Annotated in this window: 17 protein-coding genes and 1 CRISPR repeat array (1 of these 18 running past the window's edge); of the genes, 10 read left to right on the forward strand and 7 right to left on the reverse strand. The window is 28.8% G+C overall.

Annotated features, from left to right (window positions below; translation table 11 throughout):
- Nucleotides 1-109 precede the first annotated feature (109 nt).
- Genes KMP69_RS02455 through KMP69_RS02470 form a run of 4 tightly spaced genes read left to right on the forward strand, consistent with a single transcriptional unit; the run spans nt 110 to nt 1,882 of the window.
- A complete protein-coding gene (locus tag KMP69_RS02455; RefSeq protein ID WP_214400375.1) occupies nt 110-853 on the forward strand; it encodes a DNA polymerase sliding clamp in 744 nt (247 codons plus the stop codon).
- 18 nt (nt 854-871) lie between these two features.
- Complete coding sequence (locus KMP69_RS02460; protein ID WP_214400727.1) at nt 872-1,378, forward strand: DNA replication complex GINS family protein; 507 nt, start codon at nt 872-874, stop codon at nt 1,376-1,378.
- Entirely contained in the window at nt 1,356-1,640 is a 285-nt protein-coding gene (locus tag KMP69_RS02465) for a 50S ribosomal protein L44e (protein ID WP_214400376.1), read from the forward strand. The genes KMP69_RS02460 and KMP69_RS02465 overlap by 23 nt, the downstream gene beginning before the upstream one ends.
- Before the next feature lie 56 nt (nt 1,641-1,696).
- Entirely contained in the window at nt 1,697-1,882 is a 186-nt protein-coding gene (locus KMP69_RS02470) for a 30S ribosomal protein S27e (RefSeq protein WP_214400377.1), read from the forward strand.
- On the opposite strand, the gene cobT is transcribed toward KMP69_RS02470, so the two are convergent.
- Together cobT and KMP69_RS02480 are read right to left on the reverse strand one after the other, a co-directional pair.
- Entirely contained in the window at nt 1,865-2,929 is a 1,065-nt protein-coding gene (gene cobT, locus KMP69_RS02475; RefSeq protein WP_214400378.1) for a nicotinate mononucleotide-dependent phosphoribosyltransferase CobT, read from the reverse strand. The two genes, KMP69_RS02470 and cobT, sit on opposite strands and share 18 nt — an antisense overlap.
- 21 nt (nt 2,930-2,950) lie before the next feature.
- The gene (locus tag KMP69_RS02480) at nt 2,951-3,784 is read right to left on the reverse strand and encodes a phosphoadenosine phosphosulfate reductase domain-containing protein (RefSeq protein WP_214400379.1); all 834 of its coding nucleotides are present in this window, start codon (nt 3,782-3,784) and stop codon (nt 2,951-2,953) included.
- A 96-nt stretch (nt 3,785-3,880) separates the two neighbouring features.
- Between KMP69_RS02480 and KMP69_RS02485 the strand changes: the two genes are divergently transcribed.
- Genes KMP69_RS02485 through KMP69_RS02495 form a run of 3 tightly spaced genes read left to right on the forward strand, consistent with a single transcriptional unit; the run spans nt 3,881 to nt 5,932 of the window.
- Nucleotides 3,881-4,414: a CDP-2,3-bis-(O-geranylgeranyl)-sn-glycerol synthase gene (locus tag KMP69_RS02485; RefSeq protein WP_214400380.1), complete on the forward strand. Its 534-nt coding sequence runs from the start codon at nt 3,881-3,883 to the stop codon at nt 4,412-4,414.
- 3 nt (nt 4,415-4,417) lie between these two features.
- Nucleotides 4,418-4,900, forward strand: a complete 483-nt coding sequence (locus KMP69_RS02490) for an ACT domain-containing protein (RefSeq protein ID WP_214400381.1) — start codon at nt 4,418-4,420, stop codon at nt 4,898-4,900.
- 21 nt (nt 4,901-4,921) lie between these two features.
- Complete coding sequence (locus tag KMP69_RS02495) at nt 4,922-5,932, forward strand: homoserine dehydrogenase (protein ID WP_214400382.1); 1,011 nt, start codon at nt 4,922-4,924, stop codon at nt 5,930-5,932.
- 113 nt (nt 5,933-6,045) lie between these two features.
- Here the strand turns inward: KMP69_RS02495 and KMP69_RS02500 are convergent, their stop codons facing one another.
- A complete protein-coding gene (locus tag KMP69_RS02500; RefSeq protein ID WP_214400383.1) occupies nt 6,046-6,888 on the reverse strand; it encodes an SDH family Clp fold serine proteinase in 843 nt (280 codons plus the stop codon).
- Nucleotides 6,888-8,360 carry a nucleotide-binding protein gene (locus KMP69_RS02505; protein WP_214400384.1) on the reverse strand — a complete coding sequence of 491 codons (1,473 nt, stop codon included), beginning with the start codon at nt 8,358-8,360 and terminating at the stop codon, nt 6,888-6,890. Before KMP69_RS02505 ends, KMP69_RS02500 begins: the two co-directional genes overlap by 1 nt.
- Before the next feature lie 53 nt (nt 8,361-8,413).
- Between KMP69_RS02505 and mvp the strand changes: the two genes are divergently transcribed.
- The 3 genes from mvp (at nt 8,414) to dadD (ending at nt 11,666) form a co-directional block, all read left to right on the forward strand.
- The gene (gene mvp / locus KMP69_RS02510) at nt 8,414-9,043 is read left to right on the forward strand and encodes a hyperpolarization-activated voltage-gated potassium channel (RefSeq protein ID WP_214400385.1); all 630 of its coding nucleotides are present in this window, start codon (nt 8,414-8,416) and stop codon (nt 9,041-9,043) included.
- A 272-nt stretch (nt 9,044-9,315) separates the two neighbouring features.
- A complete protein-coding gene (locus KMP69_RS02515; RefSeq protein ID WP_214400386.1) occupies nt 9,316-10,314 on the forward strand; it encodes a potassium channel family protein in 999 nt (332 codons plus the stop codon).
- Between the two features lie 89 nt (nt 10,315-10,403).
- On the forward strand, nt 10,404-11,666 hold the full coding sequence (dadD, locus tag KMP69_RS02520; RefSeq protein WP_214400387.1) for a multifunctional 5'-deoxyadenosine/S-adenosyl-L-homocysteine/5'-methylthioadenosine deaminase: 1,263 nt from the start codon (nt 10,404-10,406) through the stop codon (nt 11,664-11,666).
- Here dadD and KMP69_RS02525 read toward each other — a convergent pair.
- The 3 genes from KMP69_RS02525 to pstK are packed head-to-tail and all read right to left on the reverse strand — an operon-like array spanning nt 11,663 to nt 13,238.
- On the reverse strand, nt 11,663-12,076 hold the full coding sequence (locus KMP69_RS02525) for a hypothetical protein (RefSeq protein WP_214400388.1): 414 nt from the start codon (nt 12,074-12,076) through the stop codon (nt 11,663-11,665). The genes dadD and KMP69_RS02525 overlap by 4 nt on opposite strands.
- A 19-nt stretch (nt 12,077-12,095) precedes the next feature.
- Nucleotides 12,096-12,413 (reverse strand): hypothetical protein, encoded by a 318-nt coding sequence (locus KMP69_RS02530; protein WP_214400389.1) that lies wholly within the window; start codon nt 12,411-12,413, stop codon nt 12,096-12,098.
- A gap of 60 nt (nt 12,414-12,473) precedes the next feature.
- Complete coding sequence (pstK, locus tag KMP69_RS02535) at nt 12,474-13,238, reverse strand: L-seryl-tRNA(Sec) kinase (RefSeq protein ID WP_214400390.1); 765 nt, start codon at nt 13,236-13,238, stop codon at nt 12,474-12,476.
- Between the two features lie 474 nt (nt 13,239-13,712).
- Nucleotides 13,713-13,795: direct repeats of the CRISPR family, unit length 31 nt; it runs 983 nt beyond the window's last position.

Consider the following 13,795-nt stretch of genomic DNA (forward strand, 5'->3'; position numbering starts at 1 on the left):
CTAAGCAATACTTAAAAGAATGAAAAGGAATATAAAAATGTTTTTATACCTTATAAATACTAAAACAATACTACCTAAATCACTTGAATATTTTAGTTGGTGATAAAGTATGTTTAGGGGAGTTTTAGAAAGTGCAAAAGAGTTTAAAAAAGTGGTTGATACTGTAGCAACACTTTTAGATGAGATTTGCTTTGAGGTAGATGAAGAGGGTGTTAAAGCCGCGGCGATGGATCCAAGTCACGTAGCATTAGTAAGTTTAGAAATTCCAAGATTTGCATTTGAAGAGTATGAAGCAGATTCTCATGATATTGGAATTGATTTAGAGGCTTTCAAAAAAGTCATGAATAGGGCTAAATCAAAAGATAAGTTGATATTAGAATTGGATGAAGAAAAGAACAGATTAAATGTTATTTTTGAAAATACTGGTAAGAGAAAATTCAGTTTGGCATTGTTGGATATAAGTTCATCATCAGTCAAAGTTCCTGAAATAGAGTATCCAAATGTTATAATGATTAAAGGAGATGCCTTTAAAGAGGCTTTAAAAGATGCTGATTTATTTAGTGATTATGTAATTTTAAAAGCTGATGAAGATAAATTCGTTGTGCAAGCAAAAGGAGACTTAAATGAAATTGAAGCAGTTTTTGAGAAAGACAGTTCGGCTATAATTAGTTTGGAAGTAACAGAAGAATCTAAGAGTGCATTTAACTTAGATTATTTAGTGGATATGGTTAAAGGAGTTAGTAAAGGAGACATTATTAAAATTTACTTAGGAACAGATATGCCTGTAAAAATAGAATATTCTTTGGCAGGAGTTAATTTAACATTCCTCTTAGCTCCAAGAATCGAAAGCTAATGTGAGATTATGAGTAATATTTATAACTCCTTAAAAAATTATTTTTTTGAAGAAATTAAATCAGACAAATTATTAAAACTACCTGACAATTTTTATGAAGACATTAGAAAATATATAAATGAAATAAATGATGAAATTGAAATTGATAGAGTTAAATACTATTTTAAAGAACTTAGAAAGTTGAGAATATACAAAGCCATGTATTTAGATGAAAGTAGAGAGTATTTACTTCCAGAAGAGGAAAATATTATAAATGCTATTGAAAATATTGTTGTTGAAGTAAAAATTAAAGAACTTGAAGAAGAAAATGAAATAATAGATATACCAAAATCTATATATACAACTAACGATATTGATGTTGTAAAGATAGACAAAAACTTTCCTCCTTTCACAGACGGCACTTTTATATATCACTTAAATAAAAATGATGTAATCTCACTAAATAAAAGAATAGTTAATATTTTACAAAAACACAACATTGTCTCAAAGATAGGTGAAAGTTATGAAGATGCCAAAGAAGATTAGAAGATACTGCCCATATTGTAAAAAACACACAATACACATAGTGGAAAAAGCAAAAAAAGGAAAACCAAGTGAATTAACTTGGGGTCAGAGACAGTTCAGAAGAGTTACAGCAGGTTATGGAGGTTTCCCAAGACCATTACCAGACAGATCCAAGCCAGTTAAAAAAATTGATTTAAGATTTAAATGTACAGAATGTGGAAAAATGCACACAAAAGCTAATGGTTGCTTTAGATCAGGAAGATTTGAGATAGTTGAAAAATAATTTTGTGAAAAAAATTCTTTAAACTATTTTAAGTAAAACATGAAAGAGGGGAGATGATGGACTTAATCCCAAAACCAAGAAGTAAATTCTTAAAAGTTCAATGTCCAGAATGTAACAATGAGCAGATAGTATTTGGAAGTCCAGCAACTGTAGTTAAATGTTTAACTTGTGGAAAAGTATTGGTGGAGCCAAGAGGAGGAAAAGGTAAAGTTAAGGCAAAAATCTTAGAGATATTGGGCTAATTTAAATAATTGTTTATATTTATTTTCTATGTGAGTTTTAAATATATATGAATTTAATCCATTAACTATACTATATACTGCTATTCCTCCAGCTCCCACACCTTCCTTTACAGAACCTTTACAGTAATTTCTTAAACCTTCAATTTCTGAATCTTCGAAATAAAATTTAGATGCCAATATAGGAACATCCCAAATTTGCTCTACTATTCCCTTTAAATCTCCTTTTTTGTCATTTAAAACAAATTCTGTTGTTCCTATAGCTATTAAATTGTTTTTTAAAATCTCTTTATTAATTTCTTTTATAACAGCAAGAACAGCACTCATCTGAGTTCCACCAGCTAATATAACTGGTTTGTTTCTTTCAGCAAAACTTATAGATAATCCTGCCACTACTGGCATCATCTTATCTCCAACTGCATTTAAAACATCAAAAACAGATGAATTTTTATTTATATTTGCTTTTTTTAATCCCTTTTTTACAACTTCTATTTTTAACTCGTGTGGATTATTTACAGAGCCAGAACTAACTTTTCCCTCTGCCTCATAGCCCAAACCTAACAAAACACCCAAGGCAGTTGTAGTTCCCCCAGGAACGCATTCTCCTACAATTAAAATATCCGCCTCCAAATTTTTCCCTAATAGATAACCTTTTTTAAATAATTCCTTGGAGTTGTTCATTGCTTTACCTTCTTCTATTTTTCCCGTTGGTTTATAGTCAATTTCAATAAATGGAATTTTTGGCTTTATAAAGGCTCCAGCATCTATGTGTAAGTTTTTTATATTTTTTAATTCAACACAACTCCTTGTAATAATTGCTGGTGTAGGTGAGCCTGTTGAATCTATTGGAGGAGTTTTTAAAGTTAAAGATTTTCCACAGAAAACAAGTTCCACATCTGCCGCTGGGGTATATTTAATAACATCTCTATGAACGCCAGATATTGGAATATATGTTGTGGTTTCAATAGAAGAAATTACGCAAGTAAATAATGGCTTTTTTCCTTTAATTTTATCTAAAAATCCATTTTCATTTATCGTTATTATATTCATACTTATATCCCTCATTTTATTTTATATCTTTAATCCTCTCTTTCTTAGTTCTTCATAAACTTCTTCTGGAACTTCTGGTTTTTCTAATAATTTTTTACCTTTTTCTTTTGATAACAAACCTAATCTAACGAGTGTTGCTATTCTATTAATCTCAAAACTAAACCCATATTTTTCAAAAAATCTATTTAGTGCCAATCCTAAAACTAAACAGTTTGTAGTATAACCACCCAAATTTGGTTTTTTCCAAGGAAGATCTTTTAGCATTTTGTATTTTTCCTCCTCTTTAAATTTGTATGGGGTTAATAATCTTATCATCTTTATACCCTCTTTCATATCTCTTATTGCCGAGTGTCCAAAAGGCAGTTCGTGACCAGTTACTATATACTTTATATTCAATAGTTTGGCAACTCTCCAAACATCTCTTAATATTAATCTTGAGCATCTTCTACAAGGGCTTTCTCCTCTTTTTATGGCATCCTCAAATAAATTTGTAAAGTCTCTATTTAATATAACCAAATCTACATTGTAATGTTTAGTTACATTTAAGGCATTTTCTATTGCTTCATTGGCAATATATTTATTATCAACCATAACACACAGTGGATTTAATTTAAACTTCTCAACTAATAATTTTAGAGATAAAACACTATCTTTTCCTCCAGAAAAGGCTAAAATACAATGATATTTTTTATTTCCTTTTTTTAAATTGTATAAAATATTTTCAACTTCTTCCTTCATCTTTTCAAAATTTGGAGGATACTTTAACATTGTTAAGCAATCTATACAAATCTTTTTACCATTATAGTCAATAATCTTTTTTGTTTTTGATGTATGAACACAGATAGAACATTCCATATTATCACGGATAATATTTTATAGGGGATATGAAAATTTTTTACTTATTAAATTCTAACGCCTATTATTATAAAATTATTAAGTAAGGGGAGATGAATGTTCTATAAGCTGTTGTTTGAATCGTTGTGGTATATTCTTCCAGCGTATGTGGCTAATGCATCAGCATGTATATTTGGAGGAGGCACACCAGTAGATTTAGGAAAAAATTTTATTGATGGCAAAAGGTTAATAGGAGATGGAGTAACATATAGAGGTTGTGTTTTTGGAATTCTTTGTGGAACATTGGTTGGTTTAATACAGGGAATTTTAGTGGATTTTAATATTTTTGGAAGCTTAGATTTTTATGGCACTGTTTTAGACCATGTTATATTGGCATTCTTTTTATCTACTGGAGCAATTGTTGGAGATGCTGTAGGAAGTTTTATAAAAAGGAGATTAAATATTGAGAGAGGACGACCAGCCCCTCTATTAGATCAACTTGATTTTGTAATTGGGGCAATTGCCTTTGGTTATATCTTAGCACCAATACCTCATGAGATGATAATTACAATTTGTTTAATTACTTTATTTGTTCATTTACTTGGAAATATAATTGCCTATAAATTGGGAGTTAAAGATATTTGGTGGTAAAATATGATAACCATAGATATTGAATTAAAAGATAAACCAGGAGAGTTGTTAAAAGTTTTAACACCAATATCAAAGTATGGAGCAAATATAATAAGTGTAATTCATTCAAGAGAAGATAAGAGAGGAGGTAAAGTTCCTGTTAGAATAGTTATTGATGTTGAAGATTCTGAAAAATTAAAAAAAATTTTAGAAGATTTAGAAAAAGAAGGAGCAATAATTAAAAAAATTGATGGAAAGAATAAAAAGGTTTATTTGGATGTCGTAGTTATTGGGCATGTTGTAGATACTGACATAAAAGATACAATAGATAGAATAAACGAAATTGGACTCGTAGAGGATTTAGATTTAATTATGCCACATCCAGATAAGGAATCTTCGGCAATTATGAGGATTATAATAGACAAAGATAAAATAAATGAACTTTTTTATTTATTTGATAAATTGGAAAAAGAAAAAAATTTGTTTTTTATAAAATCTATACTCTAAATTTTATTATTTGGTGAGACGATGGACATTATCATAATTGGATTTGGAGCTATAGGTAAGGGTGTAGCTAAAGTTTTGTATGAAAAGAGGGAATATTTAAAGGAAAACTTTGAGGAGTTTAAAGTTGTAGCAATAACAGACAGTTCTGGAGCGGCAATTGACGAGAATGGTTTAGATTTAAAAAAGGCAATTGATATTAAAGAAAAAACAGGAAAAATTATAAATTATCCAGAAAAAGGTAGAGAGATGAGTTCAATAGACGTTATAAGAAATGTTGATGCCGATGTAGTTGTTGAAGTAACACCCTCAAACTTAGAGACAGGAGAACCTGCTAAAACCCACATATTAGAGAGTTTTAAAAATAAAAAACATGTTGTGACAGCTAATAAGGGGCCATTAGCTTTATGTTATAAAGAGTTAATTGAAGAAGCAAAAAAATACAATGTTATTTTTAGACACGAGGCATCAGTTGGAGGAGCAATGCCTATAATAAACTTAGCCAAAGAAACATTAGCAGGAAATGAAATTTTATCAATAAGAGGAATATTAAATGGAACTACTAACTATATATTAACAAAAATGGAAAAAGAGGGATTAGACTTTGAAACTATTTTAAAAGAGGCTAAAGAATTGGGGATAGCTGAAACTGACCCTACTCAAGACATTGAAGGTTTAGATACTGCGGCAAAGATAGTTATTTTAGCAAACTCAATTATGGGAATGAATAAAACTATAAAAGATGTAAAAGTTAAAGGAATTAGCAGAATAACTCCAGAGGCAATATTTTTAGCAAATAAAAGAGGATATACAATAAAACTTATTGGTCAAATTAAGGATAAATACTTAATTGTCGAGCCAATGCTTATTCCAATTGATAGCCCACTAAATGTTAAAGGAACTTTAAATGTGGCAATGTTTGAAACAGATTTGGCAAAAGAGGTCGTAGTTGTTGGAAGAGGAGCAGGGCCAATAGAGACAGCATCAGCCATTTTAAGCGATTTAATCCATATTTATCAAGCTACAAGAAAGTAGATTTTTTAAATTTTAGGATAATATTACTACATATTACTTCTGACATTTTTTACTTTTGATTTTAATCTTATTACAACAAAATTAAAAAAGAATAATAATATATAAAGAAAATATTACTTAACCTTATTACTTTGAGCATTTGAGTAAGGCATAAATTCAACAGTTCCTCTCTGTCTAACTGGCTGTTTATACAACTCCATCAATGCATAAACTTCCTCTGGGACATTTGTATCTACATCCAAACCAAGTTTTTTAGCCTCCTCTACAGTTATTGGATAATCGTGAGTCCATCTACCTTCTGTTAATATCTTTGATAGTTCTTTAGCCTTTTCTTCTCCATACTTATCTTTTAATAAATTATATACAAAATTTTGGACTTGATTTATTGCTTTTTTAGCAATATCTGCTAATATTAATGTTTGATCATCTACTTTTTCAACACCTTTCTGCTCAACAGTTTTAACAATACTTGGAGCTGGATACTGTCCAAGTTGTGGGTCTACAGGCCCTAAAACTGCATTTTCGTCCATAATTATTTTATCTGCCGCTAAGGCTATTAAGGTTCCCCCACTCATCGCATAGTGTGGGACTATAACCCTCGTCTCTGCTGGGTGTGCCTTTAACGCTTTAGCTATTTGTGTAGCCGCTAAAACTAAACCTCCAGGAGTGTGTATAATTAAATCTATTGGTTTATCTTTTGGAGCAGACCTTATAGCTCTCAAAACTTCTTCACTATCTTCTATTGATATAAACCTGTATATTGGTATTCCAAAGAATCCTATACTCTCTTGTCTATGTATTAATGTAATTACCGTTGAATTTCTTTTATCTGAAATCTCTTTAAGGAGTCTTAACCTTGCGAGTTGTAATTGTTTATACTGTATTTGCGGTGCCATAAGTAAATAAAAAAACAATAGCCACCAGATTAAACTAAAAAATCCTCCAAGTATATCCATTATATTCCCCTCATATTAAATATTCTTTTTATCCATTTATCTAACATCGCTAAAAAATTATCGTTTTCTTCATTTATATTTGTTATGCTTTTATCTTTTAAATTTACTTCTGGAATATCTATATTTAAATCAACATTAAGTGCATTTTTGCAAAAACTTTCGTAGTCAATCTCTATCTCTGGAATAAGCCCTCTACTTTCATTAGATACTTTTCCTACTCCATAAAGTTTAATGTTATACTTTTCTGCCAACTCTTTTAATTTATTAAAGATATTCCAATCATATACCTTATTCAAAATAATTCCTTCTACTTTTATCCCAATATCTTTAAGTAGATTATAATAAGAGATAGATTCAATAAATGCTCCTTCAATTCCACTTAAATTACAGGAACTTATAATATAAACAGGAAATCCAAGTTTTTTAGCAATTTGGTAAGAAGATAGATTTTTAAATGCGGCAGTAAAAGCTCCCATAACTCCTTCAACAATTATATATTTATACTCTGAATTTTTTACATATTCTAAAAATTCATTTACATCAACCCAACCTCTCTCACCAATTTTTATGCTGTTGTATTTTGTCATCTTTTCTCTTAGTAAATAAAGAGCTGGAACAATATCTCTAATATCTCCCCCAATTTTAGCCACAAAAACCTTTCCATCTAATTTTCCAGATATTGCAGTAGTTAAAAATGTTTTTCCACTGTTTGATGATGTAGATAATAATACAATTCCATACTTTTTGTTTTTGTCTTTTGATTTATCCTCTTTATGATATAATTTAGGATTTATTCTATATTTTAACGCTCTCTTTTTTAATTTCTCTTTTACTATTTTATTTTTTGTAAAAATTTCTTCCTTCTCATCTTCTTCAACATTCAAATGCTTTAAAAAATTGTCTCTAATAAATTCATTATCTAAAAAGTTATGGACCATAGTTCCAAAGACTTTTCCTTTAAAAACCCCAGAAATTATATCTTTTTCTTCATTTATCTTATAATTTAACTTTCTAACTTTAGATACCGTTAAAATTTTTGTCTCTTTATCAACTATTTTAATGTCTCCATAAGTATGGCAGTGAAAACCTTCTCCAAATCCCTCTCCAAAGATAGATTTTTTTAATTCAAATTTAACTCTATCAGTGCAAACCAATGGATAAAATTCTACATCTAACAACCCTAAACCTTCTCTAAAAATGGGAATAGTGCTTTTTCTACCAACATCTACTTTTTTTGATAAGATTTGGAAGCCACTGCATATTCCTATAATGTATCCATCAAAATTGACTATTTCTTTCTTTAACTCATTGGTTAATGAATTACTCTCTATTAAACTACCTCCTGGAATTATCAAAACTTCTAAATCTTTAATTTCTTTGTAATTTTTTTCATCAATAATTTTTGTAGGTAAGTTACCAAAATCTTCAAATAGTGGCAAAGAACCTTTTATATCTAAAATACCAATTTCCATCAGTTATCACCAATTAATTTATTAGATATAAAAAATACTAAAATGGGATTTAAATGAATTTGAAAGATATAAAGTTGAAAAAAATTATAGAAATTTTAAGTTTAATTTTTACATTGGAGATTGTTATCTCTTTTATACTATCAACTTACAACCCCCCATATCAAGATTTGTTAATAAAGTTGGACTATCTCTCTATAATGTTCTTTACCTTTGAGTTTATATACAACTTCTATTATATTGAAGACAAAACAAAATTTTTTAAAGATGTTTATAATATTGTTGATGCCATAGTTATACTTGCTTTTCTACTATATTCTTTGCAGTTATTTTATTCAAAAGCATTTTTAGGGCTAAGAGTAATAAATATTCTGAGAATTTTAATTCTACTAAGAATAATTAAGTTGAGGAGATTAAAAGAAAATCCAGAATTAATTAACTTTTTATCACTATTAATAATTTGCTTTATTTCTTCCTGTCTAATATGGATTGCCGAATCAGATGTAAATCCAGCAATAAACAATTTTTTTGATGCTTTTTATTTCACAACAATATCTATAACAACAGTTGGCTATGGAGATATAACTCCAAAAACAGATGCTGGGAAGTTAATAATAATATTCTCTGTCTTATTCTTTATTTCTGGGTTAATTACTTCATTACAAAAGGCTTTAAAGGGAGAGTAACCATAGAGGGGGCTACGCTCCCTCTATTGGGATACTCCCCCATAATCTTGTATTAGTTTAATAATAAGAGGCATTACCTCGCTTCGCTCGGTAATGCATCCCGGGTATTCCGAACCATAGGGCTTCGCCCTATTGGTATACCCAAAATTTACACCTCTGCCTTTGGCAGAGGTGTTAGGGAGTATAGCAATAGAGGGTTTCCCTCTATGCGGTGTATACCAATAGGGGCATAGCCCCCTCTATGGTTATAAAAGAATTTAAAGGGAGATTAAATGGAGACTTATAAAAAGATAGAACTTGGGATATTTGTAATTATCTTAATCATATTAATTGAATCAGTAATATTGATGACTGTTGAGGGTTGGGATTTCTTCACAGCTTTTTATGTAGCAGTTGTTACAATATCAACAGTAGGTTATGGAGATTACACTCCAAAAACATTTATTGGAAAGTTATCAATAATTATATACATATTTGCTGGTGTTGGAGCTGTGGCATATACTATGGGAACTATTGCGGAGTTTATTATTGAAGGGCACTTTAAAAAATATTATAGGTCGAAAAAGATGTCTGATAAACTTAAAAAACTTAAAAATCATTATATAATTTGTGGTTATGGAAGATTGGGAAGAGTTGTAGCAGATGAGTTAAAAAAATCAGGAATTCCTTTTGTTGTTATTGATAAAGATGAGAAATTATTGCAAGAGGCTATTGAAAAAGATCCAAGTCTTATATGTATCGTTGGAGATGCAACATCTGATGACATATTAAAAAAGGCAGGGATTGATAGGGCTAAGGGTTTAATATCAGTAGTAACCTCAGACGCTGAAAATGTATTTATTACCTTATCTGCAAAAAAATTAAATCCAAATATTTACATAGTTGCAAAAGCAGATGATCAATCAACCTTAGATAAATTAATAAAAGCAGGGGCTGATAGGGCTGTATGTCCTTATATAGTTGGAGGTTTGGAAATTGCAAAAATAGCCATTAATCCAGATGTTGTTGAATTTATCCATTCATTAGTGGCTTCACAGGAAGATATAGAAATTAGAAGATTTGTTATAAAAAATTATGAACTTGACAATAAATCAATAAAGGATTCAAAAATTAGAGAAAAGACAGGGGCTACAATTTTAGCTATTAAAAAAGGAAATAAGATGATTACAAGTCCAACTCCTAACACAATAATTAACGTTGGAGATATTATATATGCATTTGGAACTAAAGAACAACTTGAAAAATTAAGAAAGTATGTTGAAGGAGTTTAACAAATAAGCATAAAGAACAAAAACAAATTATAGATTAAAAGATTAAATTAAAATTTTTAAAAATTATAAAAATTAGAGTAGGTGAGAGTTTGATATTAATAAAAGATGTTTATGTAAATGGAAAAAGACAGGATATATTAATTGAAGGAAATAAAATAAAAAAGATTGGAGAGGTTAAAAAAGAAGATATTGAGGATGTTGAAATTATTGATGGAAAGAAAAAAATAGCGATTCCTGGTTTAATAAATACTCACACCCATATACCAATGACACTGTTTAGGGGTGTTGCTGACGATTTACCATTAATGGAGTGGTTAAACAATTATATATGGCCAATGGAAGCAAAACTTAACGAAAAAATCGTTTATTGGGGAACATTATTAGGATGTATAGAGATGATTAAAAGCGGAACTACTACATTTAATGATATGTATTTTTACTTAGAGGGGATATCTAAGGCAGTAGATGAAAGTGGAATGAGGGCAGTTTTAGCCTATGGAATGATTGACTTGTTTGATGAAGAAAGAAGAGAAAAAGAGTTAAAAAACGCTGAGAAATATATTAAATATATAAATGAATTAAATAACAGTAGAATAATTCCAGCTTTAGGCCCACATGCCCCATATACTTGCTCTAAAGAATTATTAATGAAGGTTAATGAATTGGCTAAAAAATACAATGTTATGATACACATTCATATGAATGAGACATTAGATGAGATTAAAACAGTTAAAGAGAAAACAGGAATGGAGCCATTTATTTATTTAAATTCATTTGGGTTTTTTGATGATGTAAATGTTGTTGCCGCCCATTGTGTCCATTTAACAGAAGGGGAGATTAGAATAATTAAAGAAAAAAACATAAATGTATCTCATAATCCTATTAGCAACTTAAAGTTAGCCTCTGGAATTGCTCCAATACCTAAACTTTTAAAAGAAGGGATAAATGTTACATTGGGAACTGATGGCTGTGGAAGTAACAATAATTTAAATTTATTTGAGGAGATAAAAATAACTGCTATTTTACATAAAGGAGTTAATTTAAATCCTACTGTAATTAAGGCAGAGACTGCTTTTAATTTTGCTACAAAAAATGGAGCTAAGGCGTTGAATATAAAAGCTGGAGAAATAAAAGAGGGTTATTTAGCTGATATAGTTTTAATAAATATGGATAAACCATTCCTATATCCAAAAGAAAATATTATGTCTCACTTAGTTTATGCATTCAATGGCTTTGTGGATGATGTTATCATAGATGGAAAAATAGTAATGAGAGAGGGTAAAATATTAACTGTTGATGAAGAAAAAGTGTATGAAAAGGCCGAAGAAATGTATGAAATTTTAAGGAGTTAATCTCTAAACTCATTTAGTAATTTTATTAATAACAGTTTATTAGCAATTTTTATATTTTTTAAAATAATTCCTCCTTTTGCTTCATATCCTACAATTAAAACATCTTCTCCATTATATTTTAAAACAAATGTTTTTTTATTTTTTACCAATGTATCGGCAATTTTTGAAACCTTAGACATTAAGTCGCTAATATTTTTAATATTTGATAAAATATTTGAAACTGATATATTTTCTTTTTTATCAATCTGCATAGCACTCATTAACTCCTTTATTGTTTTTACATTAAAAATATTTAAAACAATAAAATTTTTATCAACAGTTAAAGAAAAGATATTTTTGAATATTATTTTTAAATTTCCTTCTTTTATTAAATTCTGAAATAAAAATAGATAATTTATTTTATCGAGCAAAATCTCACTAATTATATTTTTATTCTTTTTTCTCTTTTTTTAAAGGAATGATTTTTAAGCCAACCTCTCCATTAATTGTGAAATTGTCAAATACAATTCTTACCTCGCTACCACTACCCTCTAAGATTTTAGCAATTTTTTCAACATCTATATTAAGTTTAGGTAATTTTTCTTTAACTTCTTCAGCGAGTTTTAAAATTTCTTCTACCTTTTCTTTAGAAACTACTTCCTTTTTATCTTTTAAACTATTTAAAAAATTAGTAATTTTTTCTATTTTTTCAGCAATTTCTTTAGGAACTTCAATTTTTATTTCTTTAACTTCTTTTTCTTCTGCCATATTTATCCCCACAATTTTTTGTTAATTTATTTTTAAATAAATTTTTGGAGAATCTGATATTTAAAGGTTTTCATTTTTTATATTTTTGTTAATTGTTTCTTTAAACTCTCCAATGGCTTTATCAAAATCTATATTGTTTAATTTTTTTAATTTTTTTAAAAATTCTTTCCTTAACTCTACAATGTCCTTAATTTTATCTTTCTTAATTTTACCAGATTTTATGTATTCACTTATGATTTTTCTCGTTTTTTTGTCAATTTCATCGAGTATATTATTATGTTTATTGTTATTTTTTTCAACTTCTTCATATTTTGGAGTTTTTTTACTTTTTTCAATTAATTTTTTAGCAATATCCTCTAAATCAAAGTTTTTTGTTGTATCTATTGTTAAAAATGGTTCATCCCACTTATATTTTTTACCTGGCTCGTCAAACTTTTCATACATTTTTTTAATAACTTCATTTGGTATCTTTTCTCCTCTCTCAATATTTCTTTTAATTAATATATCAAGGGGTGCTTTTAGGTAAATTATAGCATAATTTTTATTGTATTTTTTTGCTAAATTTATTAAATCTCGCCTCATTGAGTTGTAATAGTTTGTATCATCAACTATAACCCAGTATTTTTTTAATGCCTCATCTATTAACAGTTGAGTAGATTTTCTAATAAATTCTTCATACTGTTCTTTCCACACTGGAAAACTCTCTCTAATTAAATCACTTCCTAAAACAATAACATCAATATTAAATTTACTTAAAATTTTTGCTAAATTTTTTGAGAATGTTGTTTTTCCTACTCCTGGTAATCCTACTAAAATTATCAACATATTTCTCCCCAAATTTATATATTTTTATATGTGAATGTAGAGTAATATAACAAGATCTTAGTATCTATTTAGTAATTGTTCTTTATTTACTTTTTTAAAATCAGATCCTTTAAATTTGATTTGATATTATTGAAGAATTAAAAAACAATAAAATTTTCCATCCCCTTAGGGGTCTGAGTTTTAAACCCATAGGGGGCTCTGCCCCCTATTGGTATACCCCCGAATATTTGCCTTTTTGTTTAATTTTAGATATCCCGAACCATAGGGCTCCGCCCTATTGGGATACCCGGGATGCATTGCTTCGCTAACGCTCAGCAATGCCTCTTAAATTAAAATCATTTTTCCCTTTGGGGTCTGATTTTAGACATTCCAGGGGTATTTTCATAAATTACTGTAATATGTCTGTTTCCATCCCCTTAGGGGTCTGATTTTAGACATTCCTGCTGGCACTATCCATAAAACAATTTTAGTAAAGTTTCCATCCCCTTAGGGTCTGATTTTAGACATATTTTCTCCGAAGATATTAATAAAACCGACATTAAAAATTTCCATCCCCT

This window comes from Methanocaldococcus lauensis (genome assembly GCF_902827225.1).
Lineage (GTDB): Archaea > AGJL01 > Methanococci > Methanococcales > Methanocaldococcaceae > Methanocaldococcus > Methanocaldococcus lauensis.